The following is a 26101-nucleotide window of genomic DNA, read 5'->3' on the forward strand; positions in this document are numbered from 1 at the left end:
GGATGGCCGAGTGGTGGCGGGGTTGGTGGTGCCGGAAGATGAGCGGCATCTAGTGCCGCAGGCGCTGGCAGAGATTGGTTACCCGTATTGGGACGAGACCAAGAACCCGGCGTACAAGCTGTTTCTGGGGTGAGCTCCGAAGACTGACACTGCTGACTTCAGCGGTTCATGCCCGGGACTGTAGGAGCGAGGCTTGTCCCGCGATCTGCCGGGAACCGGCAGCAATACGGTGCATGCGGTCTCCGGACTGAAGAAGCAAGGTCGCTCATGGGCTGCCGCTTCGCGCCAGATCGCGGGACAACCCACGCTCCTACAGGGTTCACTGCGCTGGCGTTGACTCAGCCGCTGGCGCAGCGCTCGGCTCGGTGGTGGTTGCTGGCGCAGGCGTTGTGGCTGGCGCAGCCTCGGCAGGCGTCGCCGTTTCGGCCTTCAACGGCTCCGGTTCGGCAGGTGCAGGCATCGGTTCGCTGCCTTGCTCGGCGGCGGCCGCAGGCTGAGTCGCAGGGGTCGCCAATGGCGCTGGTGCCACGGGCGTAGCGGCTGCAGGCGTGGCAGGTGCAACTGCAGCAGGTGCAGCGGCCGGCGTTTGCTCCGTCAACGCCACCGGTTTGCCCGGTACCGGCTCGGGCATGCCCAGGTCGGTTTTGGGCTTTTCTTCAATGTGCGCGGCCTTCTTCAGTTCGGGCGGCAGGAAGTTTTCCACCAGCGCGAAGAACCGGTCATAGAACTTGGGCGACGCCACTGTTTCACTGGCGACCTTGACCATCGAGTCGTCGGTCGAACCAATCGGCATCGACAACGAACCCAGCACGCCTACCCCCAGGCTCGCGGAGTTGTTGACCTTCTTCAACGCATAGCGGTCCTGCAGCGCGTTGGCGAACATCGTGGTCCGCTTGTCGGCACTGCCGTCCGGCGCGCACACCACGTTGAAGCTGATCTCCATGTGGGTTTCGCCGGTCTGCTGAAAGCTTTTATGGCCGCTGATCACTTTAGGATCGCTGCTGGTAATGATGTAGCCCTGACTCAGCAGCGCCCGCCGGGCCGCTTCGCAGGTGGCTGCATCCGAGACCGGATAGTTGCGGGAGAACGTCCCGGCATCGTCGAAATTCTCATGCTCATAGACCGTCGGTTTCTTCGACGAGCAGCCCGCGGCAGCCAGCAGGGTGATCACCCAGCATGCGGTACGAAAGCTCAGTAATTTAGGCATCAAACATCCTGGGGCAATTGGTCGACTGAAAGTGGACCGGAGAAAACGCCGGTAAGTCTGCAACAAGCCTGCCATGGGATCAACGCAGAGTTTGCAACCGTGTGGATACATCGAGAGGGTAACGGTGCACGGGGCCTGCTCCATTGGGCCTCTCAGGGAGGCGCAGGTTGCGCTGATCAGACAGCAACAGGATTGGAAAAGTCGGCACGCCGGGCCTGGCGTCGATCAGTCGACGGCTCGCGGCCCGGCATGCCCTGTGCCTCAGACCTCGCCGTGCACCAGTTTTACGCCGAGGAATTCCAGCGCCCGCCAGTAGCCGGGGTAGGTTTTGCCGACGCATTCCGGATCCTGAATCCGCACGCCTGCCACCTTCAGACCCGCCAGCGCGAAACACATGGCGATGCGGTGGTCGGAGTGGGTGTTGATCAGGGCGTGGCTGCTGGTGCCCGCCAGACTCGGATCAGCGGCAACCAGCAGATCATCCCCTTCTACCGAGGCCAGCCCGGCCCGGACCTGATTCAGGCCATCGTGCAACGCCTTAACACGGTCGCACTCCTTGACCCGCAGGTTGGCCAGATCGACGAAGCGCACAGGCGTCTCGTTGAAGGCCGCCAGCACCGCCAGCGTGGGAATCGCGTCCTGCATCTGTGAGCCATTGATGACCGCAGGCATCTTCGGAAACTGCGCAATCACTTCCATGGCCTTGGCGTCTGGCTGCGTGAACGCCTCCCCCGCTACGCCCAGGTCGATCTTGCCCCCGGTCAGCGCCTCGGCGGCCCACAGATAGGTCGCAGCCGAAGCATCGGGCTCGATCTGATAATCGCAAGCGGTGTAACCCGTCGGCGCAACGCGCCACAGCGCGTCATCCAGCACCTCGACCTCGGCACCGAACGCGCGCATACAGGCGATGGTCAGGTCGATGTAGCCGCGCGCGCCGATTTCCTTGCCGGTCAGCGCCACCTCAATCGGCGCATCACCACAGGCCGCCACCATCAACAGCGCAGAGACGTACTGACTCGACAGGCCACCGTCGATTTCGAAGCGTGTGGCGGTGATCGAACCCGTCCCGTGCACCAAGACCGGAGGGCAACCGGTGGCGCTTTCAGCGTTCAGGCCGCCTTTGCGCAATGCCTCCAGCAACGGGCCGATCGGGCGTTTCTGCATGTAGTGATCGCCGTCCAGCGTTACGCTGCCATTCACCGTGCAGACCGCCGCTGTGAGGAACCGCACCGCCGTCCCGGCATTGCCGAGGAACAACGCGTCCTGGAGCGCCTCAAGGTGCCCGCTGCTGGTGACGACGAAGCTGGTGTCGTCTGGCTCGTCGATGGTCACACCCATCTGCCGCAAAGCGTTGGACATGTGCCGGGTGTCGTCGCTTTTAAGCGCGCCACGCAGGTGGCTGGTGCCCTTGGCGAGTGCAGCCAGGAGCAGCACGCGGTTGGTGATGGACTTCGAGCCGGGCGGCGACACATGGCCCGTCAGCGGTACGCCCGGCGGGATGACAGTGATGGTTTGGTTCATGCCCATGGTCCAGCTCTCCAAATTCGAAATCAGGCACCGCACAGCGCCGTGTTAACAGCCGGCGATCATGGCATTTATCGCCGAGCTCTGCAGCATCCAGCGCGACAGGCGACGCTTTCACCAAATCGCAGGCACAAAAAAAGCGATCCTGGGATCGCTTTCTCTGTTGCTTCAAGGAGTTCAAGGGCCTCGAAGCTATGTATGGCGCAGCGGACGGGACTCGAACCCGCGACCCCCGGCGTGACAGGCCGGTATTCTAACCGACTGAACTACCGCTGCTTGTCGCACAGACTTTCATCTGCTTAACGCTGTTGAAACCGACCCTTGGGCCTGCTTCGTGAAACACTGACTGAAAACTCTGGTTTTCAATCTCAAACCGGGAAAACCCGATTCGGAAAATATGGCGCAGCGGACGGGACTCGAACCCGCGACCCCCGGCGTGACAGGCCGGTATTCTAACCGACTGAACTACCGCTGCGCATTGCGTGGACTTTCGTCCTGCTGAATCTCAGTAACATTCAACACGTACAGCGTCTGTTGCAGCTTTGAAGCACTCAACGATGGTGGGTGATGACGGGATCGAACCGCCGACCCTCTGCTTGTAAGGCAGATGCTCTCCCGGCTGAGCTAATCACCCTTGCTTCGCTGAGGCCGCGAAATTTACGCAGGTGACGAACCTAAGTCAATAGCCTGCTTGAAGTTTTTTTCAAAAGCGCCATTTTTTGCAGCAAGCACGAAGCTGCACATCAAAAACAAAAAAGCGAGCCCCAAGGCTCGCTTTCGTGTCAAACACCTTTCCTACAAGGCAGCCAGACCCCGCGCGAGATCCGCCTGCAGGTCAGCGACGTCTTCCAGACCTACCGCCACGCGAATCAGGCTGTCACGAATGCCGGCCGCCTCACGCTCTTGCGGAGACAGCCGACCGTGGGACGTGGTGCTCGGATGGGTAATGGTGGTCTTGGTGTCGCCCAGGTTCGCGGTGATCGAGATCAATCGCGTGGCATCGATGAAGCGCCATGCGCCGTCCTTCCCGCCCTTCACTTCAAAGCTCACCACCGCGCCAAACGCTTTCTGCTGACGCTTGGCCAGTCCATGCTGCGGATGGCTCTCGAGACCGGAGTAATGCACCTTCTCGATGCCCTCCTGCTGCTCAAGCCACTGCGCCAGTTCAAGGGCGCTCTGGCAATGGGCACGCATGCGGATGTTCAGCGTCTCGAGCCCCTTGAGGAACAGCCAGGCGTTGAACGGGCTCAGGCTCGGGCCCGCGGTGCGCAGGAAGCCGACGACTTCTTTCATCAGCTCGCTACGACCGACCACCACGCCACCCATGGCGCGGCCTTGTCCGTCGATGAACTTGGTCGCCGAGTGCACGACTACGTCCGCACCCATGCGCAGCGGTTGCTGCAGCGCCGGTGTGCAGAAGCAGTTGTCGACCACCAGCAGCACGCCCTTGGCGTGGGCGATTTCCGCCAGCCCGCTGATGTCGACCAACTCCGCCAACGGATTGGAAGGCGATTCGACGAACAGCATTTTGGTGTTCGGCTTGATCGCCGCGTCCCAGCCGGACAATTCGGCAAGGGGGACGTAATCGACCTCGACCCCGAAGCGCTTGAAGTACTTTTCAAACAGGCTGATGGTCGAACCGAATACGCTTTTCGACACCAGCACATGGTCGCCGGCGCTGCAGAAGCTCATCACCGTGGCGAGGATGGCGGACATCCCGGTGGACGTCGCGACCGCCTGCTCGCCGCCTTCCAGCGCAGCCATGCGCTCTTCGAACGAAGCGACGGTCGGGTTGGTGTAGCGCGAATAGACGTTGCCGGGGATCTCACCGGCAAAGGTCGCGGCCGCCTCGGCTGCCGTGCGGAACACGTAGCTGGACGTGAAAAACAGTGGATCGCTGTGCTCGCGTTCCGGCGTGCGGTGCTGACCGGCACGAACCGCGAGGGTGTCAAAACCGACGCCCTCGAGATCGCTGTCCAGTCGACCGGCATCCCATTCCTGAGTCATGCCGCCTGCTCCTTGTCTGGATTAGTTGTTGTACAGATCGATGATCGCGCTGACCGCCTGAGTCTTGACCTTGGAGGCGTCATTGCGCGCCTGCTCGATCTTGTTCAGGTAATGCTCGTCGATATCACCGGTCACGTACTTGCCGTCGAAGACCGAACAGTCGAAATTGTCGATCTTGATCTTTTTGCTGCCACTCACCGCCTCGATCAGGTCATTCAAGTCCTGATAGACCAGCCAGTCGGCACCGATGAGGTCGGCCACGTCCTGGGTGGAACGGTTGTGAGCGATCAGCTCGTGGGCACTCGGCATGTCGATGCCGTAGACGTTGGGGAAGCGCACGGCCGGGGCCGCGGAACAGAAATACACGTTCTTGGCGCCGGCTTCGCGGGCCATCTGGATGATCTGCTTGCACGTGGTGCCGCGAACGATGGAGTCGTCCACCAGCATCACGTTCTTGCCACGGAATTCCAGCTCGATCGCATTGAGCTTCTGGCGCACGGATTTTTTCCGCGCAGCCTGACCCGGCATGATGAAGGTGCGACCGATGTAGCGGTTCTTGACGAAGCCTTCGCGGAATTTCACGCCCAGATGGTTCGCCAGTTCCAGCGCCGCCGTACGGCTGGTGTCCGGGATCGGGATGACCACGTCGATGTCATGATCAGGACGCTCGCGCAGGATCTTGTCGGCCAGCTTCTCGCCCATGCGCAGACGCGCCTTGTAGACCGAGATGCCGTCGATGATCGAATCCGGACGCGCCAGATAGACGTGTTCGAAGATGCACGGGGCATATTTCGGGTTGGTGGCGCACTGACGGGTGTGCAGCTTGCCGTCTTCGGTGATGTACACCGCTTCGCCCGGGGCGAGGTCACGAATCAGGGTGAAACCGAGCACGTCCAGGGAAACGCTTTCGGACGCGATCATGTACTCGACGCCTTCGTCGGTATGACGCTGGCCGAAGACGATCGGGCGGATGGCATCCGGGTCGCGGAAGCCGACGATGCCGTAACCGGTGATCATGGCCACGACCGCGTAACCGCCACGGCAGCGCTTATGCACGTCAGTGACGGCAGCGAAGATGTCTTCTTCAGTAGGCTGCAGCTTGCCGCGCACGGCCAGCTCGTGGGCGAACACGTTGAGCAGGACTTCGGAGTCGGAATTGGTGTTGACGTGGCGCAGGTCGGATTCGTAAATCTCCTTGGCCAGCTGCTCGACGTTGGTCAGGTTGCCGTTGTGCGCCAGGGTGATGCCGTAAGGCGAGTTGACGTAGAACGGCTGGGCTTCGGCTGATGTGGAGCTGCCCGCCGTTGGATAACGTACGTGACCAATGCCCATGTGCCCGACCAGACGCTGCATATGGCGTTGGTGGAACACATCACGCACCAGCCCGTTGTCCTTGCGCAGAAACAACCGGCCGTCATGGCTGGTCACGATACCGGCAGCGTCCTGGCCGCGGTGCTGGAGGACGGTGAGCGCGTCATAAAGCGCCTGATTGACGTTCGACTTGCCGACGATACCGACGATGCCACACATGCGACACAACCCCTACTTAGTGGAACTGGATTTACCGAACACTTCCGGCGGCGTTGTAGGCGGCAGGAGGTGATCCTTGAACGGGATGTCAACAGGTACGCTGACTCCGCTGGCTAGCCACTTGCTGGACATCCCGAGAATCAGGTTTTTCGACCAGTCAGCGACCATGACAAATTGCGGGAGCAGCCTTGACTGCTGCCACCATTGATCCTGTTGCACCGGGCCCAGGCTCAACAGCCCGACCGCGACCACAACCAGCAAGGCTCCGCGCGCCGCGCCGAAGACCATACCCAGAAAACGATCGGTCCCGGACAGCCCGGTGACGCGAATCAGTTCTCCAATCAGAAAGTTGACCATGGCGCCGACCAGCAGTGTGGCGACGAAAAGAATGGTGCAGCCCGCAATCACGCGCGCCGAAGGTGCTTCGATGTAGTTGACCAGATACTGGGCCAGCGATCCGCCAAACATCCAGGCGACGGCACCTGCGATGATCCACGTCAGCAAGGACAATGCTTCTTTGACGAAGCCGCGCTTGAGACTGATCAAAGCGGAGATGGCGACAATTGCAATGATCGCCCAGTCAACCGGAGTAAATGACACGTCGCAGCCTACAGACTGATAAGGCGGCGGATTTTAGCAGAGCACTCGCCTGCCGGTAAGCAGCGATTGCGGATGAAGGGCAATTAAGGCGAACTATTGGACTTTGTTTAAGGTCGGGATGGGTTAATCCCGAAATCAAGCGTGTCAGACCAGGCCCCTTCCCTGGCAGGACCGGCTTTAGCCGGCAAGGCGGCAGTTGCCACACCGCGAAATCGAGGGTGGCTGATCCGGCCCCTTCCCGGCTGAAGCCGGTCCCACTAAGACAACGCGTGCATTGCGTGGGACCGGCTTTAGCCGGGAAGACGTCCTGGCAGACGAAAGAGGGCTTACTTACGCTCCGGCTGAAAACGCACGACGATGCCTTTGATCTTCTGCTGCTTTTCCAACGTGTCACGCAGGCGATCGGCTTCGACTCGTTCGATCACCGGGCCGACGAAGACGCGGTTCACGCCATCGGAGGTGCGGATGTAGGCGTTGTAGCCCTGAGTGCGCAGCGTCTTTTGCAGATTGTCGGCATTGGCGCGGTTGGACAGGCTCGCCAGTTGCACCGCCCAGGTGACGGACAGACCATTCGCATCGACCCGGCTGGTGTCAGCCGCAGGTGTGACAGGCGCTGTCGCCTGAGCGGGCGCGGGTGCCGGAGCAGGTTTCGCAGGCGCGGTCTGAACGGGTTTCGTCGCCGCAGCCACAGGTTTGGAAGGCGCAGGCGCAATCGGCATGGCAGGCGGCTGTTGACTGGTGCGCTGTTGGACAGGCTGAGCAGGATGGGCGGACTGAGCAGGCTGCGTCAGCTCGTCATCGGTCGGCACCGGTTCCTGCGGCAATGGCTGCTGCTCAGGCACGCTGACGGGCTCTACCTTGATCTGCGAGGTGGCCGGCGCTTGCGGAGCAGCAGGCGCATCGACCTGCACACGGCGGGCTTCGTCCTGACGCGAGAACAGCATCGGCAGAAAAATCACCGCGATGGCAATCAGCACCAACGCTCCAACCATGCGCTGTTTGTACGCTTTATCCAGCAAAGCCATGTGTCACTTCCTCCGTGACGCGCCAGCAAGCCATTCCAGGGCCTCGGCTACGCAGTAAAAAGACCCGAACAGAACAATCTCGTCGTCGGCTGTCGCGTGGTCGCATTGAGCTTCAAGTGCCAGCGCGATACTCGGGTGAGACGTCACGCGAGCACCAAGGTTCTGCAACGCCTGCTCGATCTCTTGCGCCGGACGGCTTCGGGGTGTCGGCAGCGGTGCCACGGCCCAGCTGCTGAACGTTTCGCTCAACTCCGCCATAACACCCGGCAGGTCCTTGTCACTGAGCAGGCCGAACACCGCCAGACGCTTCCCCGCCACCGGTCGCTGATTCAAGCGCTGGGCGAGAAACGTTGCCGCATGGGGGTTATGGCCGACGTCCAGCAGAAGGCTCAGGGATTTGCCCTGCCAGTCGATGCTGCGACGGTCGAGGCGACCGGTGACGCGCGTATTGACGAGCGCATCGCGCAGGGTCGCCTCATCCCATGGCAAATCCAGCAGCAGGTAGGCCTGCAGCGCCAGGGCGGCATTCTGCATGGGCAGGTCGAGCAACGGCAGGGCGTGCAGTTCGACCTTCCGGCCCTGCGCATCGGTACCCGACCAGTCCCACCCCGTCGCGTCGATCTGCAGATCGAAATCGCGGCCGCGCAACGACAGCGGGCAATTCAGCGCCTGCGCCTTGTCGAGCAGCGGCTGCGGTGGATCAAGATCGCCGCACAGCGCGGGGCGTCCCTCACGGAATATCCCGGCCTTCTCGAAGGCCACGGTCTCGCGGGTATCACCGAGAAACTCCGCGTGATCAACGCCAATGCCGGTGACCAGCGCCATGTCGGCGTCGATCAGATTGACCGTATCAAGCCGCCCGCCCAGGCCCACTTCCAGCACCACTGCGTCCAGCCCGGCCTGCTCGAACAGCCAGAACGCTGCCAGCGTGCCCATTTCGAAATAGGTGAGGGAAATGTCGCCACGGCCGCGCTCAACCACCTCGAACGCCGCGCACAGCGCGGCGTCGGTGGCTTCAACGCCCTGCACCTGCACACGCTCGTTGTAGCGCAGCAGGTGCGGCGAGCTATAAACGCCGACCTTCAGGCCCTGGGCCTGCAACAAAGAAGCAACAAACGCGCAGGTCGAGCCTTTGCCGTTGGTGCCGGTGACCGTGATAACTCTCGGCGCCGGCCGGGCCAGGCCCATCTGCGTCGCTACCTGCCGAGAACGTTCCAGCCCCATGTCGATGGCCGACGGGTGCAGGTGTTCCAGGTAGCTGAGCCAGTCGCTCAAAGAGCGTGCGGTCATATGTTCGCCGGAGCAGGCGGGACAACGATCGGCTCAAGTGTCGGCGCCACGAATTTCGGCGTCGGCAGCCCCATCATCTGGGCCAGTACGTTACCCAGACGCTGACGCAGTTCCTGACGGTGGATGATCATGTCGATGGCGCCGTGGTCGAGCAGGAATTCACTGCGCTGGAAGCCTTCCGGCAGCTTCTCGCGCACGGTCTGCTCGATCACGCGCGGGCCGGCGAAGCCGATCAGTGCCTTGGGCTCGGCGACAATGATATCGCCCAGCATCGCGAGACTGGCGGAAACACCGCCGTAGACCGGGTCGGTCAGCACGGAGATGAACGGCAGGCCTTCTTCACGAAGACGCGCCAGGACGGCCGAGGTCTTGGCCATTTGCATCAGCGAGATCAGCGCTTCCTGCATGCGCGCACCGCCGGATGCAGCAAAGCAGATCATCGGGCAGCGGTTTTCCAGCGCGTAGTTGGCCGCTTGCACGAAGCGCTCACCCACGACCGCACCCATCGAGCCACCCATGAAGGAAAACTCGAATGCGCTGCACACCACCGGCATGCCCAGCAGGGTGCCGCTCATGGAAATCAGCGCATCCTTTTCACCGGTCTGCTTCTGCGCAGCGACCAGGCGATCCTTGTACTTCTTGCCGTCGCGGAATTTCAGACGGTCCACCGGCTCCAGATCAACGCCGATCTCCTGACGGCCTTCGGCGTCCAGGAAGATATTCAGACGGGCGCGAGCGCCGATGCGCATGTGGTGGTTGCACTTCGGGCAGACGTCCAGGGTCTTTTCCAGCTCCGGGCGATACAGCACCGCTTCGCAGGACGGGCACTTGTGCCACAGACCTTCGGGCACCGAGCTCTTCTTGACCTCGGAACGCATGATCGAAGGGATCAGTTTGTCTACCAACCAGTTGCTCATGCTTTCTTTCTCCAGTACCGATGGCTCGAACGCGATGGCAATCGGTGCCATGCGCATGCCCTTAAACCAATGTCATGTAAGGCGCCGTGAATGTCGTACAACGATCGGCGCGAGGCCTGACCTGCCGAGACAATACTCACGAACACCACTCTCAACTTCCATCACGAGACGCAAGACGTCTTCGCTCAATCAATTCGGCCACCCGCATCAGCGGATGGCAGGCTAGTGGACGGCGACCGTCGGTCCCCCGTCACATCCCGGCCACGTGCTGACCACATCCGGCCACGTCGAGGCGATCCCAACGACAACCTCGCCGGACCAACGCCCTAAGCGCCGTGTACGGCACTCATGAACGCACGGATCTTGTCGTGATCCTTCAAGCCTTTGGATTTCTCCACCCCGCCGCTCACGTCAACCGCGTAGGGCTGCACCTGCGCGATGGCCTGTGAAACGTTTGCCGAGGTCAGGCCGCCGGCGAGAATCACCGGCTGGCTCAAGTGTTTTGGAATCAGCGCCCAATCGAAGGTTTCACCCGTTCCGCCCGGAATACCGGCGACATAGGTGTCGAGCAGGATGCCGCAAGCATTGGCGTAGGCATCGCAGCTGGCCGCGATGTCGTCGCCGACCTGGACGCGCAGCGCCTTGATGTAAGGGCGGCTATAGCCTTCGCACTGCTCCGGGGATTCATCGCCGTGAAACTGGATGAGGTCGAGGGGAACGATGTCCAGCAGCGCTTTCAAGTCAGCGCGATCCGCATTGACGAACAGGCCGACGGTGCTGACGAAGGGCGGCAGCGCAGCAACGATTGCCTGGGCCTGCTCAACGGTCACAAAGCGCGGGCTCTTGGGATAAAACACCAGACCGATGGCGTCGGCCCCCGCATCGACGGCGGCCAGCGCATCTTCTATGCAGGTAATCCCGCAGATCTTGCTGCGAACGGCTGACATGTAGTGGAGACCTCAAGCCTTGCGAAAGTCACGGATGGTAGCAAATGCAGTCACCCGCGTCAGCCGTCCAGTTCCGTGAAGCCGGTGAGAAAATGCGGGCCGATGTAGCGATCCGGTAACGGGAACTCGTCGCGGTATTCCACCTGAACCAGATACAGGCCGAAAGGATGAGCCGTCACCCCGCCCGTGCGTCGTACCCGACTCTCCAGCACCTCGCGCGCCCACTCGATCGGCCGCTCCCCTGCCCCGATGGTCATCAGCACACCGGCAATGTTGCGAACCATATGATGAAGAAAGGCATTGGCGCGAACATCGATGACAATCATCTTGCCGTGGCGGGTGACGCGCAGGTGGTGAAGCTGCTTGATCGGCGATTTCGCCTGGCACTGCCCGGCACGGAATGCGCTGAAGTCGTGGGTGCCGACCAGCGCCTCGGCGGCCAGCGCCATTCGCTCGGCATCCAGCGGGCGGTGGTTCCAGGTGATTTCCTGGCCCAGGTGCGCCGGACGGATCTGATCGTTGTAGATCACATAGCGATAGCGCCGGGCGATGGCCTTGAAACGCGCGTGAAAGTGCGCAGGCATGACCTTGGCCCAGGTCACGCTGATGTCGTGGGGCAGATTGATATTGGCGCCCATGGTCCAGGCTTTCATGCTGCGCTCGGCCCGGGTGTCGAAATGCACCACCTGACCGCACGCGTGAACACCGGCATCCGTGCGCCCGGCGCACATCAGCGACACGGGCGAATCCGCGACCTTCGACAGGGCATTTTCCAGTGTTTCCTGGACGGTCAGGACGCCGGTCAACTGGCGCTGCCAGCCGCTGTAGCGCGAGCCTTTGTATTCCACGCCCAGGGCGATTCTGGAAAAACCCTCGGCGGCCAGTTCGGCTGCCGCTGTTTCTGCCTCGGTGTCTGTAGTTGCCAAGAGCTTAAAGCCTGTCGATATGCGCAAGGGCGGCCATTATACGGATCGAAAAAAAAGACGCCATCTGCAGTGGCCAACGGTTAACCCGGTGCGAAGGAGAATCCGAAAGGCCCGACGCGGAAACGCAAACGACCGCCTAAGCGGTCGTTTTTTTGCGGCGATGAATAACGTCAGACGAGGCGCGACAGCATGTCCCGCGCTTCGGTCTTCTGGCCATCGTCACCTTCGGCCACCACCTCATCAAGGATATCGCGAGCGCCATCGGCGTCACCCATCTCGATGTAGGCGCGGGCCAGGTCCAGTTTGGTGGCCGCTTCGTCAGTACCCGAGAGGAAGTCGAATTCCGGCTCGTCGTCCGCCAGCAGTGCGTCGTCTTCAGTGAAACGCGGCGACGCGTCCACCGGCTTGTCCAGCGCCGTGTCGAACGGCTTGGCAATCGGCGGCTGTTCCAGGCTCTGGGAGAGACGGTCCAGCTCGGCATTCACGTCGTCGATCTCGGACGCGAACGCTTCGGACGCTTGCTCGGTTTCCATCTCGTCAGCCAGGGAGAGATCGAAATCGGCAGGCAACTCGATATCATCCTCCAGCCCAGGCTTGTCGGCGCCCAACGATGCAGGCTGTTCGAACGGAGGCAGATCACGCAGATCGTCCTCCATCCCCAGCAAGTAATCGTCTTCTGCTTTCAACGCCGGCTGATCTTCCGCCAGGTTGAGGTCGAAATCGTCCAGGTCTGCTGGTTCGGCGGGACCGGATGTCGCCTGCTGCTCGCGCAGAATCGCGTCGAAGTCCAGGTCATCAGATGCCGAGCCGGCGAACGGTGCGTCCAGGTCCAGATCATCGAGGGCAGCGTTGTCCTGTGCCGCAGCGCGGTTGGGCGCAACAGCCGGGGACTCACTGTCCAGATCATCCAGGCTCAGGTCAAAGGCGTTATCGAACTCTTCGTCCAGCGGCACCTCGGTCACCGTTTCTGCAACCGGAGCAGGTTGCGCGGGGACTTCAGGCTCGTCGTGGAGCAGTTCTTCAACGTACTTTGCGTCCATTTCCGCCGCCAAAGCCGATGCTGCTGCTACCCCGGCTACCGCCGCAGCCGCTGCTGCCATGGACGGATAGCGGGATTTCAGTTCTTCGACTTCAGCGTGGTTCTTTCCCGTGGCCACCAGTTGCCGCTCCTGCGCGACAAACCCGGATTTGTTGTCCTGCTCGGCATAGACCTCCATGAGCTTGAGGCGCAGGTCGCTGCGCTGTGGCTCATGCTTGATCGCGTCTTCGAGAACGGCAGCAGCCTGATTCGTGCGGCCGTACGCAATGTGGATTTCAGCCTGCACGAGCGCGTCAGCCGGGTGTTCGCGGGCCGGCTCGGCGACGGTCGGCGACGGCGTCTTTGCGAGGGGCGCTGGCGTCTCCAGGCCTTCGAAGCTGCTGGCAGGCATGTCCATGTCGGACGCGAAGTCCGACTCTTCGGACAACGCGCGCGCCATCTGGCGGTGCCGTTCGGCTTCGATCAGCGCATTGCGTCGACGGGCCAGCAGCAACAGAAGCAGCAGCAATACCAACAGCGCGCCGCCACCGATCAGGCCCATGAGCATCGGGCTGGCGAGGATCTTGTCGAGGGCGCTGCGGTTGTCTTCATCGACCACCGGCTCCGTCGGAACGATCAGCGCTTGATCAGGCGTCGCACTGGTGACCGCCGCCCCATCAACCGGCAATGCGTCTTCAGGGGCGATTTCGTCGGGTGCCTTGCCGGCAACATCAGGCGCCGCGGCGCTTGGCACCACTTGGGCCTGCATCGCCGGGTTGGCGGCGTTGTTGGGATTGGTCACGCTGTTGGGGCTGACCGCGGGATTGGCAGGATTGGCGGCATCAATGGGCGGCGGAACCGCTGCCCCAGAGGCCTGCATTTTCGCCAGTTGGTCATTTTTCAGTTGAATCAAGCGCTGCAGCTTGTCGACCTGGCTTTGCAAGTCGGTCATGCGGCTTTTCAGCTCGGCATTGTCCCGACGCGTGGTGTCCAGGTTTTCCTGAGTAGTCGCCAACTGATTACTGATGTCGGCGTTGTCGCCCGCTTTGCCTTTCGCACCCGCCTTGTTGGCAGAGACGAGGCTGAGATTGTCCTTGGCGTCGATCTGCGACGGCGCGGCGCCCGCACGGTCACGACGGGTCGCATCGACCTGACGTGCGCCGCTCGGCAGGCGTCGGCCTTCGCGCCACGCGCGGTTCTGCTCGGCCACTTCGGCCACTGCGCGAGGCTGGGCCAGCGCTGTTGATTCCTGCGGCGACGGCAGACGCAACACCTGACCTTTCTTCAAGCGGTTGATGTTGCCGGCAATGAAAGCATCAGGGTTCAGCGCCTGGATCGCCAGCATGGTCTGCTGCACGGTCCCGCCATTCTTCACGCGCGCGGCAATTTCCCAGAGCGTGTCGTTATTGGCAGTGGTGTATTGGGTGAACTTGGGTTCCTGAACCGGCGCTGGAGCGGGCGTCGAAGGCGCAGCGGCCGGTGTCTCGGCGGCAGGAGCCGGTGCAGGGGCGGCGCTCGGTGCCGTCGAAGGCAGTTGCGCGGCGGCCGCAGCGGCTTGCGGCGAGAACTTCGGCGGATCCAGCAACAGGCTGTACTCGCGCAGCGCACGGCCATTGGGCCAGAGCACTTGAACGAGGAACTTCACGTAGGGATCGCGGATAGGCTTGGTGGAGGTGATGCGCAACACGCTCTTGCCGCCCGGGTTGACGACCGGGGTAAAGGTCAGGTCATCCAGGATCGCCACCCGGCCAACGCCGGCCTGTGCGAACTCCGCCGAGGTCGCCAGACTTGGCACCACCTGGGAGGCATTGAGGTCCTGCACTTCTGTCAGCTCGATTTCGGCCAACAGTGGCTGATTCAGGGTCGACTTCACGGTCAGACCGCCGAGGCCGAGCGCTTGGGCCATTCCCGATGACAGCGCCGAAGCCGCAGCGATTGCTAAAACGAGTTTACGAACCTGAACCATAGCCCATCCCTTGTTTGAAATTTCCCCGGCAATCGCGAAGATAATGCCTGCTCGGGTGTAGGGCGTATCGACACGCCGCAGCTAGAATGATTCTTCGAATTGTGGGCAAGTATCTTTTACACAACGTCTTTTATCAACAACTCAGCCACCTGCACAGCGTTCAACGCTGCGCCCTTGCGCACATTATCCAGCGTGACCCAGAAATTCAGCTCACAACTGTCGTCAACGCCTCCGCGCAAACGTCCTACATAGACAGCATCCTGTCCTACGGCGTCGCCCACCGGCGTCGGGTAATCGCCAGCCTCAACCAGCTCGATGCCCTCGGCGGTTTCAAGCGCGGCATTGACCGACTTGATGTCGACCGGCTCGCGGGTCTGCACCGACACGCTCAGGCTGTCGCCGAAGAACACCGGCACCTGGATGCAACTCACACCGACCTTGATTAAAGGCAGCGAGAGCAACTCGCGCAACTCGCTGACCAAACGTTTTTCCAGTGGCACATGCCCCCCGGCGTCAGGCTTGCCCACTTGGGCCAGCACGTTGAACGCCATCTGCCTGTCAAACACCTTCGGCTCCAGCGGACGAACGTTGAGCAGCTCGGCCGTTTGCCGCGCCAGTTCGGTGACACCCTCTCGGCCCATGCTCGATACCGCCAGGCACGCCGTCACGGTGATCCGCTCGATGTTGATCAGTGCGCGCAACGGCGCCAGCACCAGCGCGAGGGCGGCGGCGCTTGAACTCGGGCAGGCAACCTGCTGCGGTCCGGCCAGATCAGCCAGGCGGGCGCCGTTGACCTCGGGCACCACATTCGGCGCCTGCTCGACGGACAAGCCGGCGGACAGGTCGATCACCACACAACCAGCGGCTGTGGCGCGTTCGGCATAGCTGCGTGTCACGGCGGCGCCTGCTGCGAAGAAGGCAATCCTGGCCTTGCTGAAATCAAAGGCGTCGACTTCACGCACACGGACGTTCTTGCCACGGTACGGCACCGAACTGCCGGCCGATTCGACGCTGGCGAGCAGGTGCAAATCGCCGACCGGGAAGTCGCGTTCTTCGAGAATCTGCACGATGGTTTCGCCGACAGTACCGGTGGCGCCGATCACGGCGATATCAAAGGACTGACTCATGGAAAAACCTCAGGAAAAATCGGGGGGCGGCACTTTAACTGCCCGGTGCCAGTCAGGCAATTGGCCGCAAGTGAGTAGCCACATTGAAAGGGATCGATCAGGGCTCAAGACCGAGGGGGAAGAATTGGCCACCGCTCCACACCCCCAGCCAGCGCTGGTCGTCGATTTCACGCACCACAGCAAGGTCGACCAACTGATAGAACACATTGCGGTGGATCAGCGCTTCGAGGTTGTTGCGCACATGAACATAGGGCGCCGGCTCCTGGGTTTGCGGATCGAGGTCGATACGCAACGGGTGATCAGCCCCCGCCGCCACCACGTCCTCGACGTTGGTGGTGAATCGCAGCAACTGCGACTCTCCGCTGCCTTCAACGTCCAGCAGCACCGCCACAAATGGAGCGTCGTCGACCTTGATGCCGACCTTCTCGACCGGAGTGATCAGAAAGTAGTCGTCGCCGTCACGGCGAATGATGGTGGAAAACAGCCGCACCATCGGCTTGCGACCAATGGGCGTGCCCAGATAAAACCAGGTGCCATCGCGAGCGATGCGCATGTCGATGTCACCGCAGAAATCCGGGTTCCACAGGTGCACCGGCGGCAAGCCCTTGCCGCTCTTGGCAATCTGGGCCAACAGATCGTTGGCTTTGTCCTGCCCACTCATACGCCACTCCTCAGCGGGCTTCGACGCCCAGCAAACCCCGAGCGTAAGCTTCCATCGGGGGGCCTAGCAAATCCTCGGGCTTGGTGTCGTACAAAGTCAGCAGACCACCACGCAGGTGAATGCGTGCCGAATCGATGAGATAGCGGGTGTTGGTTTCGATCAGCATCAACTGGATAACGCCGTTGTCGATGCCGAGACGGTCAACCGCTTCCTGGTCCGACCACTCGTCAAACGTACCGATGCGGTCGTCGGCCTTGGCGAAACGGGTGTACAGCAGATAGTGCGCGCCAGCGGCCCGGGCCTCATTCATCGCGTCATCCAGACCTTCCGGGGCGCGAGCGCGGCGGACCATCGGGAAGTATTCGATAAACCCGTTGAAGGCTTCTTCGGCCACGACGTTGGACCGCGGGTAGGCACCGCCACGCGGAGCAAAGGCCCCTTGGGCGATATAGATGAACGAGTCGGGCTGCACGCGGAAGTTGTTCAACCGACGGGTCGAACTGTGATCCAGCAGCCCGGCGTCACTGAGCTCATCGTGAGCGCCTTGTGCCAGATCGCTGACGTGCATGCAGCCACTCAACGCCAGTAGAGCCAGCAGTAAAACCAGGCTACGCATGTTTATCTCCAAAGTCCGGCGACGGAAAACCGGCGAATGGCCGGTTAATGCAGCTTTTGCGCCATGTCGGAGGTGGAGACTGTCTGGCTTGCCGAATCGGTTTTACATACCGCGCTTTACTCAGCCGCCGGATCGGGCCGGGCGTCGGGTTTGGCCTCGTGCGTATGATCGATATCACGCTTGCGCTTGTTGCCCATGCGCACGCCGATGTCCATCAGGAACTGGAAGAAACCTTCCTGATCCTCGAGGACATTGCTCCAGAACGGCGAGTGGTACAACGCCACCGCGCCATGCACCAACGCCCAGGCGGCGCAGTAATGGAAATACGGCGGGACGTCTTCCAGCTTGCCTTCGGAGATCCGGCCTTTTATGAGCAAGGTCAGGTGTTCGAAGTTCGAGGCGCGGATCTTGTGCAGCTCCTCGACCAGCTCCGGGACCTGATTGCCCTTGACGACTTTCTCTTCGAGCCGGTCGAACAGGCGATAGCGCTGTGGGTCGCGCATGCGGAACTCAAAGTAGGCGCGGGACAGTGCTTCCTTGTCCTTGTCGACATCCGCCGAATGCAACAGCTCGTTCAGATCACGCTCGTAGTCGAGCATCAAGCGAAGGTAGATCTCAGCCTTGGATTTGAAATGCTTGTAGATGGTGCCTTTGCCGATACCCACGGCGTCCGCGATCATCTCGACGGTAACGCTGTCTTCGCCCTGTTCGAGGAACAGCTTGAGCGCGGTGTCGAGAATCTCCTGCTCACGGCGGCGAAACTCACGGACTTTACGAGGTTCTTTCTGCATAGGAGGGGACTGTGGATTCGGAAATCGGAAGCGGCATTATGCCTATCCCGCAGAAGAATGCACGGATCATCCGACCTGTATCCGTTTTCTGACGCATTTAGCCGTCAGCACGCAAAAAGGAAACGCACGAGGCCTTGCCAGTCTTGTTTTTTGGCGGGATGGGGTGGGCGGTCAAAAATTCGGAGCATCCGTGGAATTGCGGTATCAGCAGCGCGTCAGGTATTCCAAAACTGTTTAAAAATCGTACAGCACGCGGCTGGACGCCTGCGAATTATAGCCAATACTTATATTCGCCAACGCAGTATCTCCCCCAAGTGCCAGCGTTGGTAAGGACACCTATGGATAGCGCGTCCTTGTTTACTCCTAATGGTCTTAACCCGGATTCACCCCCCAGAACCCGGGTTTTTTTTGCCCGCGATTTGCGGAGCGTCAGGGCGTGGCAAGCATCAAAGATTGAAAGGCAGCGCCACGCTTCCGGGCGAATCAGCCCTTGACGCGTGCCAGCGGGAACAGCCGCTTGAAGTTCTCGCTGGTCTGCTCGGCAAAACGCTCGTAAGTCTCGCCACGGAGCATCGCCAGAAACTCGGCCACTTCACGCACGTACTGCGGCAGGTTGGGCTTGCCCCGATACGGGATCGGCGCCAGGTAAGGCGAGTCGGTCTCGACCAGCAGCCGGTCGGCAGGCACTTTGCTGGCGACGTCCCGCAGCGCGTCGGCGTTGCGGAAGGTGACGATGCCGGACAGCGAGATATAGAACCCCAGATCCAGCGCGGCCTTGGCCATGTCCCAGTCTTCGGTGAAGCAATGCAGCACGCCGGCCTGAGGCAGAGCGGCCTCACGCAGCAGCTCCAGTGTGTCGGCCCGGGCACCACGGGTATGGACGATTACCGGCTTGCCGGTCACGTTGGCCGCTTGCAGATGAAGCCGGAACGAGGCCTGTTGCACCTCGGCAGCCTCAGGTTCGTAGTGATAATCCAGACCGGTTTCGCCGATGGCCACTACGCGCGGATGATTCAGCTCGCCGAGCAGCCACTCCAGCGCAGGCGCCTCGCCGGGCTTGAGGTCCAGCGGGTGAATGCCGACCGAGCAGTCGACGTCGTCGTAGCGGTCGGCCAGCGCTTTTACGGCACCGGCATTTTCAGCGCTGACGCCGATGCACAGAAAATGCCCGACGCCCCGCTCTCTCGCCGCTTGCAGGGCGTTATCGAGGGAGCCGTCGTGGGCGCTGAGGTCGAGGCGGTCAAGGTGGCAATGGGAATCTACAAGCATGGCGGCGGGGGCAACTTACATCGTATGGGTAGGACGGTCGGATTTCAGAGCTCCGGCCAGGTAGTTTTCAATCATGTTGCGGGCGGTGTTGTCGCCATCGTTGAACTGCACGCCAACGCCAGCGGCGCGGTTCCCCTGAGCGCCCTTCGGCGTGATCCAGGTGACCTTGCCGGCAACCGGAATCTTTTCAGGCTCGTCCATCAGGTTGAGCAACATGAACACTTCATCGCCCAGCTTGTAGCTTTTGCTGGTGGGAATGAACAGGCCGCCGTTTTTGATGAACGGCATGTACGCGGCGTACAGGACGGACTTGTCCTTGATGGTCAGGGACAGAATGCCGTTACGTGGACCTGGACTCAGTGGCACGCTCATCTCGTTTCCTCAGGCAATGCATGATGTCATGCAGCTGGCCAGTCTAACCCTGTCCGGTCAGGCCTGCCCACTGCACCAATAATGCTTCGAGCAACAAAACCCGGTTCAGGTTCGCTTTTGACATGACCTTCTGGCGCTGCAGCAACACCCAGTCCTGAATCGCCAGCACATTGCGCTGGGACGATTTCTGCGCCAGGTACTGCACGACCTTGCGCATGTCGGTCAGGCCGAGGCCCTCTTCGTCCTGGGTCAGTTGATAGCGCAGGATCAGGCTCGACCAGTCGCAGAACCAGTCGAACAGTAACAACAACGGAATGTCTTTCCAGCCTTCGGCCAGCTGGGTTGGCGATTGCTGGCCCTTGAGCAGCTTTTTAACGCCCTCCACCACCAGCGCCCGCTGCTCATGAACGCCCTGGGCGTGCAGCTTGGCCGCGACCAATGGCGAACCGGCCGCGAGGGTCAGCAGATCGGCGCGCTCCTGCTCTGTGCAGTCGGGCAGTGCGTCGGCCAGCCAGGCGATGCTCATGGCATCGCTGGGCAGCGGACACGCCTGTTGCACGCAACGGCTCTTCACCGTAGGCAACAGCCGACTTGGCTGATGGCTGACCAGCAAGAGAATGGTGTTCCCCGAGGGCTCTTCCAGACTTTTCAGCAAGGCGTTGGCCGCGTTGATGTTCATCGCCTCGACCGGCTCGATCAGCACCACCTTGCGCCCGCCCATCTGCGCGGTCTGCACCACGAAACTGACCAAGTCGCGCACCTGATCGACCTTGATCGCCTTGTCGGCTTCTTCAGGCTCCAGCACGTAATGATCAGGGTGACTGCCGGCCGCCAGCAGCGAGCAGGATTTGCACTGACCGCAGGCTTCAAGGCCTGCCGGGCGTTGGCACAACAGCAAGTACATCAAACGCTCGGCCAGCGCCCGCTTGCCGATGCCAGCAGGGCCGTGCAGCAAATAGGCGTGCGCATGCTGCTTGCGGCCTGCCAGTTGCTGCCACAGGCCGTGCTGCCAGGGGTAAGCCTCAGCCATGCCGGCGAGCCGCCAGCAGCGCGATCAAATCGGGAACCAGTACATCAAGGGACGCTTGCACTTCAGTCAGCGGCAGCGCCGCGTCCACCAGACGATAACGCTCGGGCGCCGCGGCCGCGCGGGAAAGGTAGGTGCTGCGGACCGCATCGAAGAACGCCCGGCCCTCTTGCTCGAAGCGGTCGAGCTGACCACGGGCCGATGCGCGGGCCAGGCCGATCTCGATGGGCAGATCGAACACCAGGGTCAGATCCGGACGCAGCGCGCCCTGAACGAAATCTTCCAGCACGGCGATGCGCTCGATGGGCAGGCCTCGACCGCCTCCCTGATACGCGTACGTGGCATCGGTGAATCTATCGCAAAGCACCACAGCGCCCCGCGCCAGCGCCGGACGGATCAGAGCCGCGAGGTGTTGCGCGCGGGCGGCGAACATCAGCAGCAGCTCGGTATCGACGAACATCTGCTCGTCACCGGGCGTCAACAGCAGCTCGCGGATACGCTCGGCCAACGGCGTACCGCCAGGTTCGCGGGTCAGGACGACATCAATGCCCTCACTGCGCAGGCGTTCGGCCAGATAGTCGCGGTTGGTGCTTTTGCCCGCGCCTTCGGGGCCTTCCAGGGTAATAAACAAGCCGGTCACGGGCAGTCCTTGATCAGATTCATGGCGAGTGTGCTCGCGGTTGTCATTCGCCGGGGTCACTGGCTGGGGGCGACGGAGCTGCAGCGTCTGTCTGGGGTTTCGGCGACGGTTCGCTCGCGTCCGGCGCTGCGCCCTTACGCTCTTCAGACTTGGCCTCTTCAGGCTTGGATTCTTCAGGCTTGGACTGTGTCGCCTGCGGATCGATACGTTGCGGATCTGGCGGCTGCTCGGACGCAGGCTTGCCGACGGATTCCGCTGGCAACGCCGGTGCAGCGACAGGCGCCGGACTGGAACGGTAGTCCGCGCGACGCTTGAGCTGGAATTCCTTCACCGCCGCGTTATGCGCATCCAGATCGGCGGAGAATACGTGACTGCCGTCCCCTCTTGCCACGAAGTACAGGCTGTTGCCGGCCACCGGGTGCATCGCCGCATGGATCGCTTCACGCCCGACCATGGAGATCGGCGTTGGCGGCAATCCGGAGATGACATAGGTGTTGTACGGCGTAGGCTCTTTCAGCAACGCCCGGGTGATCTTGCCGTTGTACCGATCGCCGAGGCCGTAAATGACGGTCGGATCGGTCTGCAGCAACATGCCCTGTTGCAAGCGACGCACGAACACGCCGGCAATCTGGCCGCGTTCCTGGGGCACGCCGGTTTCCTTCTCCACCAGCGACGCCATGATCAGCGCCTGATAAGGATCGCTGTACGGCACCTCGGCGGCGCGCTTCTCCCATTCCTCCTGAAGCACTTCATCCAGACGGTTGTAAGCTTGCTTGAGCAGCTCGACGTCGGTCATGCCGCGCACATAGCGATAGGTGTCGGGGAAAAACCGGCCTTCGGGGAACACGTCCGGATGCCCCAGCTTCGCCATCAACTCGGTGTCGCTGAGGTCGCTCGCCGTTTGCTCAAGCTTGACCTGCTTGCCCAACGCCGCGCGCACCTGACGGAATGTCCAGCCCTCCACCAGGGTGACGCTGTACTGAACCACTTCACCTTTTTGCCAGAGGTCGAGCAGAGACTCGGCGTTCATGCCGGGCGCCATGCGGTATTCGCCGCTGTGCAGCGACTGACTCTGCAGATTGAAGCGCCAGTACAGCCGCAGCCAGAACGCATCCTTGATGACGCCGTCGGCTTGCAGCCGATTCAGCACGCCGGTCGGCGACGAGCCCGACGGCACATCCAGAAGTTGTTCCTGGGTCAGATTGAGGGTCTGGTGCAGCGCGCTGTTCTGCTGCCAATAAGCCACACCCAGCAACAGCCCCGCCAGAACCACACCTGTTTCCAGCAAGACGAGTAATTTTCGGATCACGAATCAGATATCCAGAAGCCCGCGAACAAGGTGTTGGAGTTTACGGGTCAGCGGCCCAACCGGCCAGTTCAGATGCTCGACGCCACGCACGGGCCAGATGCCGTATACGCTGTTGCAGACAAATACCTCATCGGCTTTTTGCAGGTCGGACATCTGCAGCTCCAGCTCGCGGGCTGGCATGTTCTCCCGCTCCGCCAGCGCCAAAATCTCGGCCCGCATCACACCGGCTACGCCACAGCGCCGCAGGTCCGGCGTCAGCAACACCCCGCCCTTGACCATAAACAGATTGCTGTAGACAGCTTCGACGATGCGCCCCGACACGTCCCGCATCAACCCTTCGGCGTAGTCGGCACTTTGCCATTCCCCACGGGCCATCACTTGCTCAAGACGATTAAGGTGCTTGAGCCCTGCCAACAGCGGCTGCTCGGCGAGACGGGTCTGACAGGCGAACAGTTTGATGCCCTGCTCTGCATGACTTTCAGGGTAAGCCGGCAGCGGACCTGCCTGGAGGATGCGTCGCGGCAGCGCGTCAGAAACGGGCGCATAGCCACGCACGCCGTCGCCCCGGGTGACGATGAGCTTCATCACGCCTTCACCCAATTGAGCGGCGAAGCGCCAGCACTCCTCCTCGACCAGCGCCAGATCGAGATTCAACGCAAGGCGCTGCGCACCCAGTGCCAGACGCTGCAAATGACGCTGGAAGAGCAATGGCTGTCCGGCCTTGACGAGGACGGTCTCGAAGAGACCATCGCCGTACGCCAACCCCCGATCCTTGACGGCTAGGGAGTCAGCTGAAAGGCCATCGATCCAGCTCACGGTCATTCGGCGTACCGGCGGAAGACCAGCGAGCCGTTGGTGCCACCGAAACCGAAGGAGTTGGAGATCACCACGTCGATCGGCATTTTGCGCGGCTCATGGGGAACGAAGTCCAGGTCGCAGCCTTCGTCCGGCTCGTCCAGGTTGATCGTCGGTGGCGCTACCTGATCCTTGATCGCCAGCACACTGAAAATCGCCTCGATTGCACCGGCGGCGCCCAGCAGATGGCCCGTCATCGACTTGGTCGAACTGACGGCCAGCTTGTAGGCGTGCTCGCCGAACACCTTCTTGATGGCGCTGACTTCAGCCAGATCGCCCGCAGGCGTCGAGGTGCCGTGGGCGTTGATGTATTGCACGTCTTCGGGACGGATCTTGGCATCGCGCAGGGCATTGGTGATACAGCGCGCAGCACCGGCGCCGTCATCGGGCGGCGAGGTCATGTGGAACGCGTCGCCGCTCATGCCGAAGCCGATCAGCTCGGCATAAATGGTCGCGCCACGCGCTTTGGCGTGCTCGAGTTCTTCGAGGACCATGGCGCCAGCACCGTTGGACAACACGAACCCGTCGCGGCCCTTGTCCCACGGACGGCTGGCGCGCTCAGGCTCATCGTTGCGGGTAGACAGCGCGCGCGAGGCGCCAAAGCCGCCCATGCCCAGACCGCAGGCCGCCATTTCAGCGCCGCCGGCAATCATCACGTCGGCTTCGTCGTAGGCGATGTTGCGCGCGGCCATGCCGATGCAGTGCGTGCTCGTCGTGCACGCGGTGGCGATCGCGTAGTTGGGGCCCTGTGCGCCGAGATGGATCGACAGGAACCCGGAAATCATGTTGATGATCGACCCCGGCACGAAGAACGGGGAGATCTTGCCTGGGCCCTGCTCATGCATCAGCCGGCTGGTGTTCTCGATATTGGTGAGGCCCCCGATGCCCGATCCCATCGCTACGCCAACGCGCTCGCGATTGGTGTCGTCGATCTTGATACCGGAATTGCGCACGGCCTGAAAGCTGGCAGCCAGCCCGTACTGGATGAACAGGTCGAGTCTGCGGGCCTCTTTGGCCGACAGGTATTCCTCGACGTTGAATCCCTTCACCGAGCCGCCAAAGCGGGTGGTGTATTGGGACAGGTCCGTGTGTTCGATAGGCCCAATGCCACTCTGGCCAGCCAGAATGCCTTGCCAGGTGCTCGGCACATCCGTGCCCAAAGGCGTCAGCATACCCATACCGGTGACCACGACGCGTCTACGCGACACAGGACTCTCCTTTCTTCTATTGATGAAACGCTGCCCTATTCAAAGAAAAAACCGCACGCCAGGGGCAGTGCGGTTTCTCCAGGACAGCAAGCTACGATTACAAAATCTTACGCCTGGTGGGCAGTAACGTAATCGATAGCCGCTTGAACAGTGGTGATCTTCTCGGCTTCTTCGTCAGGGATTTCGGTCTCGAATTCCTCTTCCAGAGCCATTACCAGCTCAACGGTATCAAGGGAGTCGGCACCCAGGTCTTCAACGAAAGAAGCACTGTTGGTGACTTCCTCTTCCTTGACGCCAAGTTGTTCGGCAACGATTTTCTTGACGCGCTCTTCGATGGTGCTCATACCGTGTTTTAACTCCTAGTGGACAAATTCAGGCAGCTGGCCGATGGGTAAGTGTATAGAAGAGGTTTTGCGCATTTCAAGCTAAACGCAATTCCCGCTACGCCCAACAGCTCTCTGCCCCTTAAAAGATTTCAGCTTTATAACGGATTTTAGACAGCCCGTATGACATTTTTTCGATACGACCGGTCACATGTACATGCCGCCGTTAACGGGGATTGTAGCCCCGGTAACGTAGCCTGCACCTTCTGAGGCAAGAAAAGCGACAACATGCGCGATCTCTTCTGCCTGCCCCAGTCGGCCCAGAGGAATCTGTGCCGTCAGGGAATCACGCTGTGCTTCCGGCAGCTCGCGCGTCATGTCGGTGTCGATGAAACCCGGCGTTACCGAGTTGACCGTCACTGCGCGCGACCCGACTTCACGTGCCAGGGCACGGCTGAAGCCTTCCAGACCCGCCTTGGCGGCTGCGTAGTTTACTTGACCTGCGTTGCCCATGGCACCCACCACCGAACCAATGCTGATGATCCGGCCCCAACGCGCCTTGGTCATCCCGCGCAGAACGCCCTTGGACAGGCGAAACAGGCTGTTCAGGTTGGTGTTGATGACATCATGCCACTCGTCATCCTTCATCCGCATGATCAGGTTGTCACGCGTGATCCCGGCGTTGTTGACCAGGATCAACGGCGCTCCGACGCGCTCGGTGATCTGCGCCAGAACACTGGTAACGGACTCGTTATTGCCTACGTCCAGCGCCAGGCCGAAACCTTCGATGCCGTTTTCCTTGAAATAAGCGGTGATCTTCTCGGCGCCGGCCTCGGACGTCGCCGTGCCTACGACAATGGCGCCGTTACGACCCAGTTCAAGGGCGATCGCCCGGCCAATGCCACGGCTCGCGCCGGTGACAAGTGCAACTTTACCCTGACTCATG

Annotated in this window: 23 protein-coding genes, 3 tRNA genes and 2 pseudogenes; 1 reads left to right on the plus strand and 27 read right to left on the minus strand. The window is 61.5% G+C overall.

The annotated features are described in order from the left end of the window. Positions 1-133 (plus strand): annotated as a pseudogene (locus ACYAR8_RS03305) (threonine dehydratase); the annotation flags it as partial. Between the two features lie 186 nt (positions 134-319). On the opposite strand, the gene ACYAR8_RS03310 reads toward ACYAR8_RS03305, so the two are convergent. The 27 genes and pseudogenes from ACYAR8_RS03310 to fabG all read right to left on the minus strand — a co-directional run bounded on the left by ACYAR8_RS03310 (position 320) and on the right by fabG (position 26100). Next, positions 320-1207, minus strand: a complete 888-nt coding sequence (locus ACYAR8_RS03310; RefSeq protein ID WP_074888077.1) for a DUF2242 domain-containing protein — start codon at positions 1205-1207, stop codon at positions 320-322. A gap of 261 nt (positions 1208-1468) precedes the next feature. Beyond that, positions 1469-2734: a 3-phosphoshikimate 1-carboxyvinyltransferase gene (gene aroA, locus ACYAR8_RS03315; protein ID WP_463579076.1), complete on the minus strand. Its 1266-nt coding sequence runs from the start codon at positions 2732-2734 to the stop codon at positions 1469-1471. 196 nt (positions 2735-2930) lie between these two features. Next, a tRNA-Asp gene (locus ACYAR8_RS03320) sits at positions 2931-3007 on the minus strand. A gap of 122 nt (positions 3008-3129) precedes the next feature. Beyond that, a tRNA-Asp gene (locus ACYAR8_RS03325) sits at positions 3130-3206 on the minus strand. 83 nt (positions 3207-3289) lie between these two features. Then, positions 3290-3365: transfer RNA gene (locus tag ACYAR8_RS03330), tRNA-Val, on the minus strand. A 161-nt stretch (positions 3366-3526) separates the two neighbouring features. Continuing rightward, entirely contained in the window at positions 3527-4738 is a 1212-nt protein-coding gene (locus ACYAR8_RS03335) for an O-succinylhomoserine sulfhydrylase (RefSeq protein ID WP_074888083.1), read from the minus strand. A gap of 21 nt (positions 4739-4759) precedes the next feature. Next, the gene (gene purF, locus ACYAR8_RS03340; protein ID WP_065986403.1) at positions 4760-6268 is read right to left on the minus strand and encodes an amidophosphoribosyltransferase; all 1509 of its coding nucleotides are present in this window, start codon (positions 6266-6268) and stop codon (positions 4760-4762) included. Positions 6269-6280: 12 nt separating this feature from the next. After that, positions 6281-6868 carry a CvpA family protein gene (locus ACYAR8_RS03345; protein WP_037011737.1) on the minus strand — a complete coding sequence of 196 codons (588 nt, stop codon included), beginning with the start codon at positions 6866-6868 and terminating at the stop codon, positions 6281-6283. Between the two features lie 326 nt (positions 6869-7194). Next, positions 7195-7893 (minus strand): SPOR domain-containing protein, encoded by a 699-nt coding sequence (locus ACYAR8_RS03350; RefSeq protein WP_108120298.1) that lies wholly within the window; start codon positions 7891-7893, stop codon positions 7195-7197. Next, a pseudogene (gene folC / locus ACYAR8_RS03355) lies at positions 7877-9183 on the minus strand (bifunctional tetrahydrofolate synthase/dihydrofolate synthase). The gene ACYAR8_RS03350 and the pseudogene folC overlap by 17 nt, the downstream one beginning before the upstream one ends. After that, positions 9180-10100: an acetyl-CoA carboxylase, carboxyltransferase subunit beta gene (gene accD, locus ACYAR8_RS03360; protein WP_463579159.1), complete on the minus strand. Its 921-nt coding sequence runs from the start codon at positions 10098-10100 to the stop codon at positions 9180-9182. Before accD ends, folC begins: the two are co-directional and overlap by 4 nt. A gap of 326 nt (positions 10101-10426) precedes the next feature. Further along, positions 10427-11047: a phosphoribosylanthranilate isomerase gene (locus ACYAR8_RS03365; RefSeq protein WP_463579077.1), complete on the minus strand. Its 621-nt coding sequence runs from the start codon at positions 11045-11047 to the stop codon at positions 10427-10429. A 59-nt stretch (positions 11048-11106) separates the two neighbouring features. After that, a complete protein-coding gene (truA, locus tag ACYAR8_RS03370) occupies positions 11107-11931 on the minus strand; it encodes a tRNA pseudouridine(38-40) synthase TruA (RefSeq protein WP_463579160.1) in 825 nt (274 codons plus the stop codon). 212 nt (positions 11932-12143) lie between these two features. After that, complete coding sequence (locus ACYAR8_RS03375) at positions 12144-14957, minus strand: motility hub landmark protein FimV (RefSeq protein ID WP_463579078.1); 2814 nt, start codon at positions 14955-14957, stop codon at positions 12144-12146. Between the two features lie 116 nt (positions 14958-15073). Further along, a complete protein-coding gene (locus ACYAR8_RS03380; protein ID WP_463579079.1) occupies positions 15074-16084 on the minus strand; it encodes an aspartate-semialdehyde dehydrogenase in 1011 nt (336 codons plus the stop codon). 97 nt (positions 16085-16181) lie between these two features. Further along, positions 16182-16745: a DUF1285 domain-containing protein gene (locus ACYAR8_RS03385; protein WP_463579080.1), complete on the minus strand. Its 564-nt coding sequence runs from the start codon at positions 16743-16745 to the stop codon at positions 16182-16184. 10 nt (positions 16746-16755) lie between these two features. Continuing rightward, the gene (locus ACYAR8_RS03390; protein ID WP_074888102.1) at positions 16756-17361 is read right to left on the minus strand and encodes a DUF4823 domain-containing protein; all 606 of its coding nucleotides are present in this window, start codon (positions 17359-17361) and stop codon (positions 16756-16758) included. 116 nt (positions 17362-17477) lie between these two features. Next, the gene (locus tag ACYAR8_RS03395; RefSeq protein WP_074888105.1) at positions 17478-18152 is read right to left on the minus strand and encodes a TetR/AcrR family transcriptional regulator; all 675 of its coding nucleotides are present in this window, start codon (positions 18150-18152) and stop codon (positions 17478-17480) included. 483 nt (positions 18153-18635) lie between these two features. Beyond that, a complete protein-coding gene (locus tag ACYAR8_RS03400) occupies positions 18636-19421 on the minus strand; it encodes a TatD family hydrolase (protein WP_074888107.1) in 786 nt (261 codons plus the stop codon). A gap of 15 nt (positions 19422-19436) precedes the next feature. Further along, complete coding sequence (locus ACYAR8_RS03405; RefSeq protein WP_037011754.1) at positions 19437-19793, minus strand: PilZ domain-containing protein; 357 nt, start codon at positions 19791-19793, stop codon at positions 19437-19439. A 43-nt stretch (positions 19794-19836) separates the two neighbouring features. Further along, positions 19837-20823, minus strand: coding sequence for a DNA polymerase III subunit delta' (locus tag ACYAR8_RS03410; protein ID WP_463579081.1), 987 nt, complete (start codon positions 20821-20823; stop codon positions 19837-19839). Beyond that, on the minus strand, positions 20816-21460 hold the full coding sequence (tmk, locus tag ACYAR8_RS03415) for a dTMP kinase (RefSeq protein ID WP_074888113.1): 645 nt from the start codon (positions 21458-21460) through the stop codon (positions 20816-20818). Before tmk ends, ACYAR8_RS03410 begins: the two co-directional genes overlap by 8 nt. Before the next feature lie 43 nt (positions 21461-21503). Continuing rightward, complete coding sequence (gene mltG, locus ACYAR8_RS03420) at positions 21504-22769, minus strand: endolytic transglycosylase MltG (protein ID WP_463579082.1); 1266 nt, start codon at positions 22767-22769, stop codon at positions 21504-21506. A 3-nt stretch (positions 22770-22772) separates the two neighbouring features. Further along, the gene (gene pabC, locus ACYAR8_RS03425; RefSeq protein WP_463579083.1) at positions 22773-23591 is read right to left on the minus strand and encodes an aminodeoxychorismate lyase; all 819 of its coding nucleotides are present in this window, start codon (positions 23589-23591) and stop codon (positions 22773-22775) included. Then, entirely contained in the window at positions 23588-24832 is a 1245-nt protein-coding gene (fabF, locus tag ACYAR8_RS03430; RefSeq protein WP_074888124.1) for a beta-ketoacyl-ACP synthase II, read from the minus strand. Before fabF ends, pabC begins: the two co-directional genes overlap by 4 nt. Before the next feature lie 107 nt (positions 24833-24939). Then, positions 24940-25176, minus strand: coding sequence for an acyl carrier protein (acpP, locus tag ACYAR8_RS03435; RefSeq protein WP_016973676.1), 237 nt, complete (start codon positions 25174-25176; stop codon positions 24940-24942). A 186-nt stretch (positions 25177-25362) separates the two neighbouring features. Continuing rightward, on the minus strand, positions 25363-26100 hold the full coding sequence (gene fabG / locus ACYAR8_RS03440) for a 3-oxoacyl-ACP reductase FabG (RefSeq protein WP_074888127.1): 738 nt from the start codon (positions 26098-26100) through the stop codon (positions 25363-25365). Position 26101 lies beyond the last annotated feature (1 nt).

The organism is Pseudomonas sp. HP_01 (assembly GCF_055284355.1).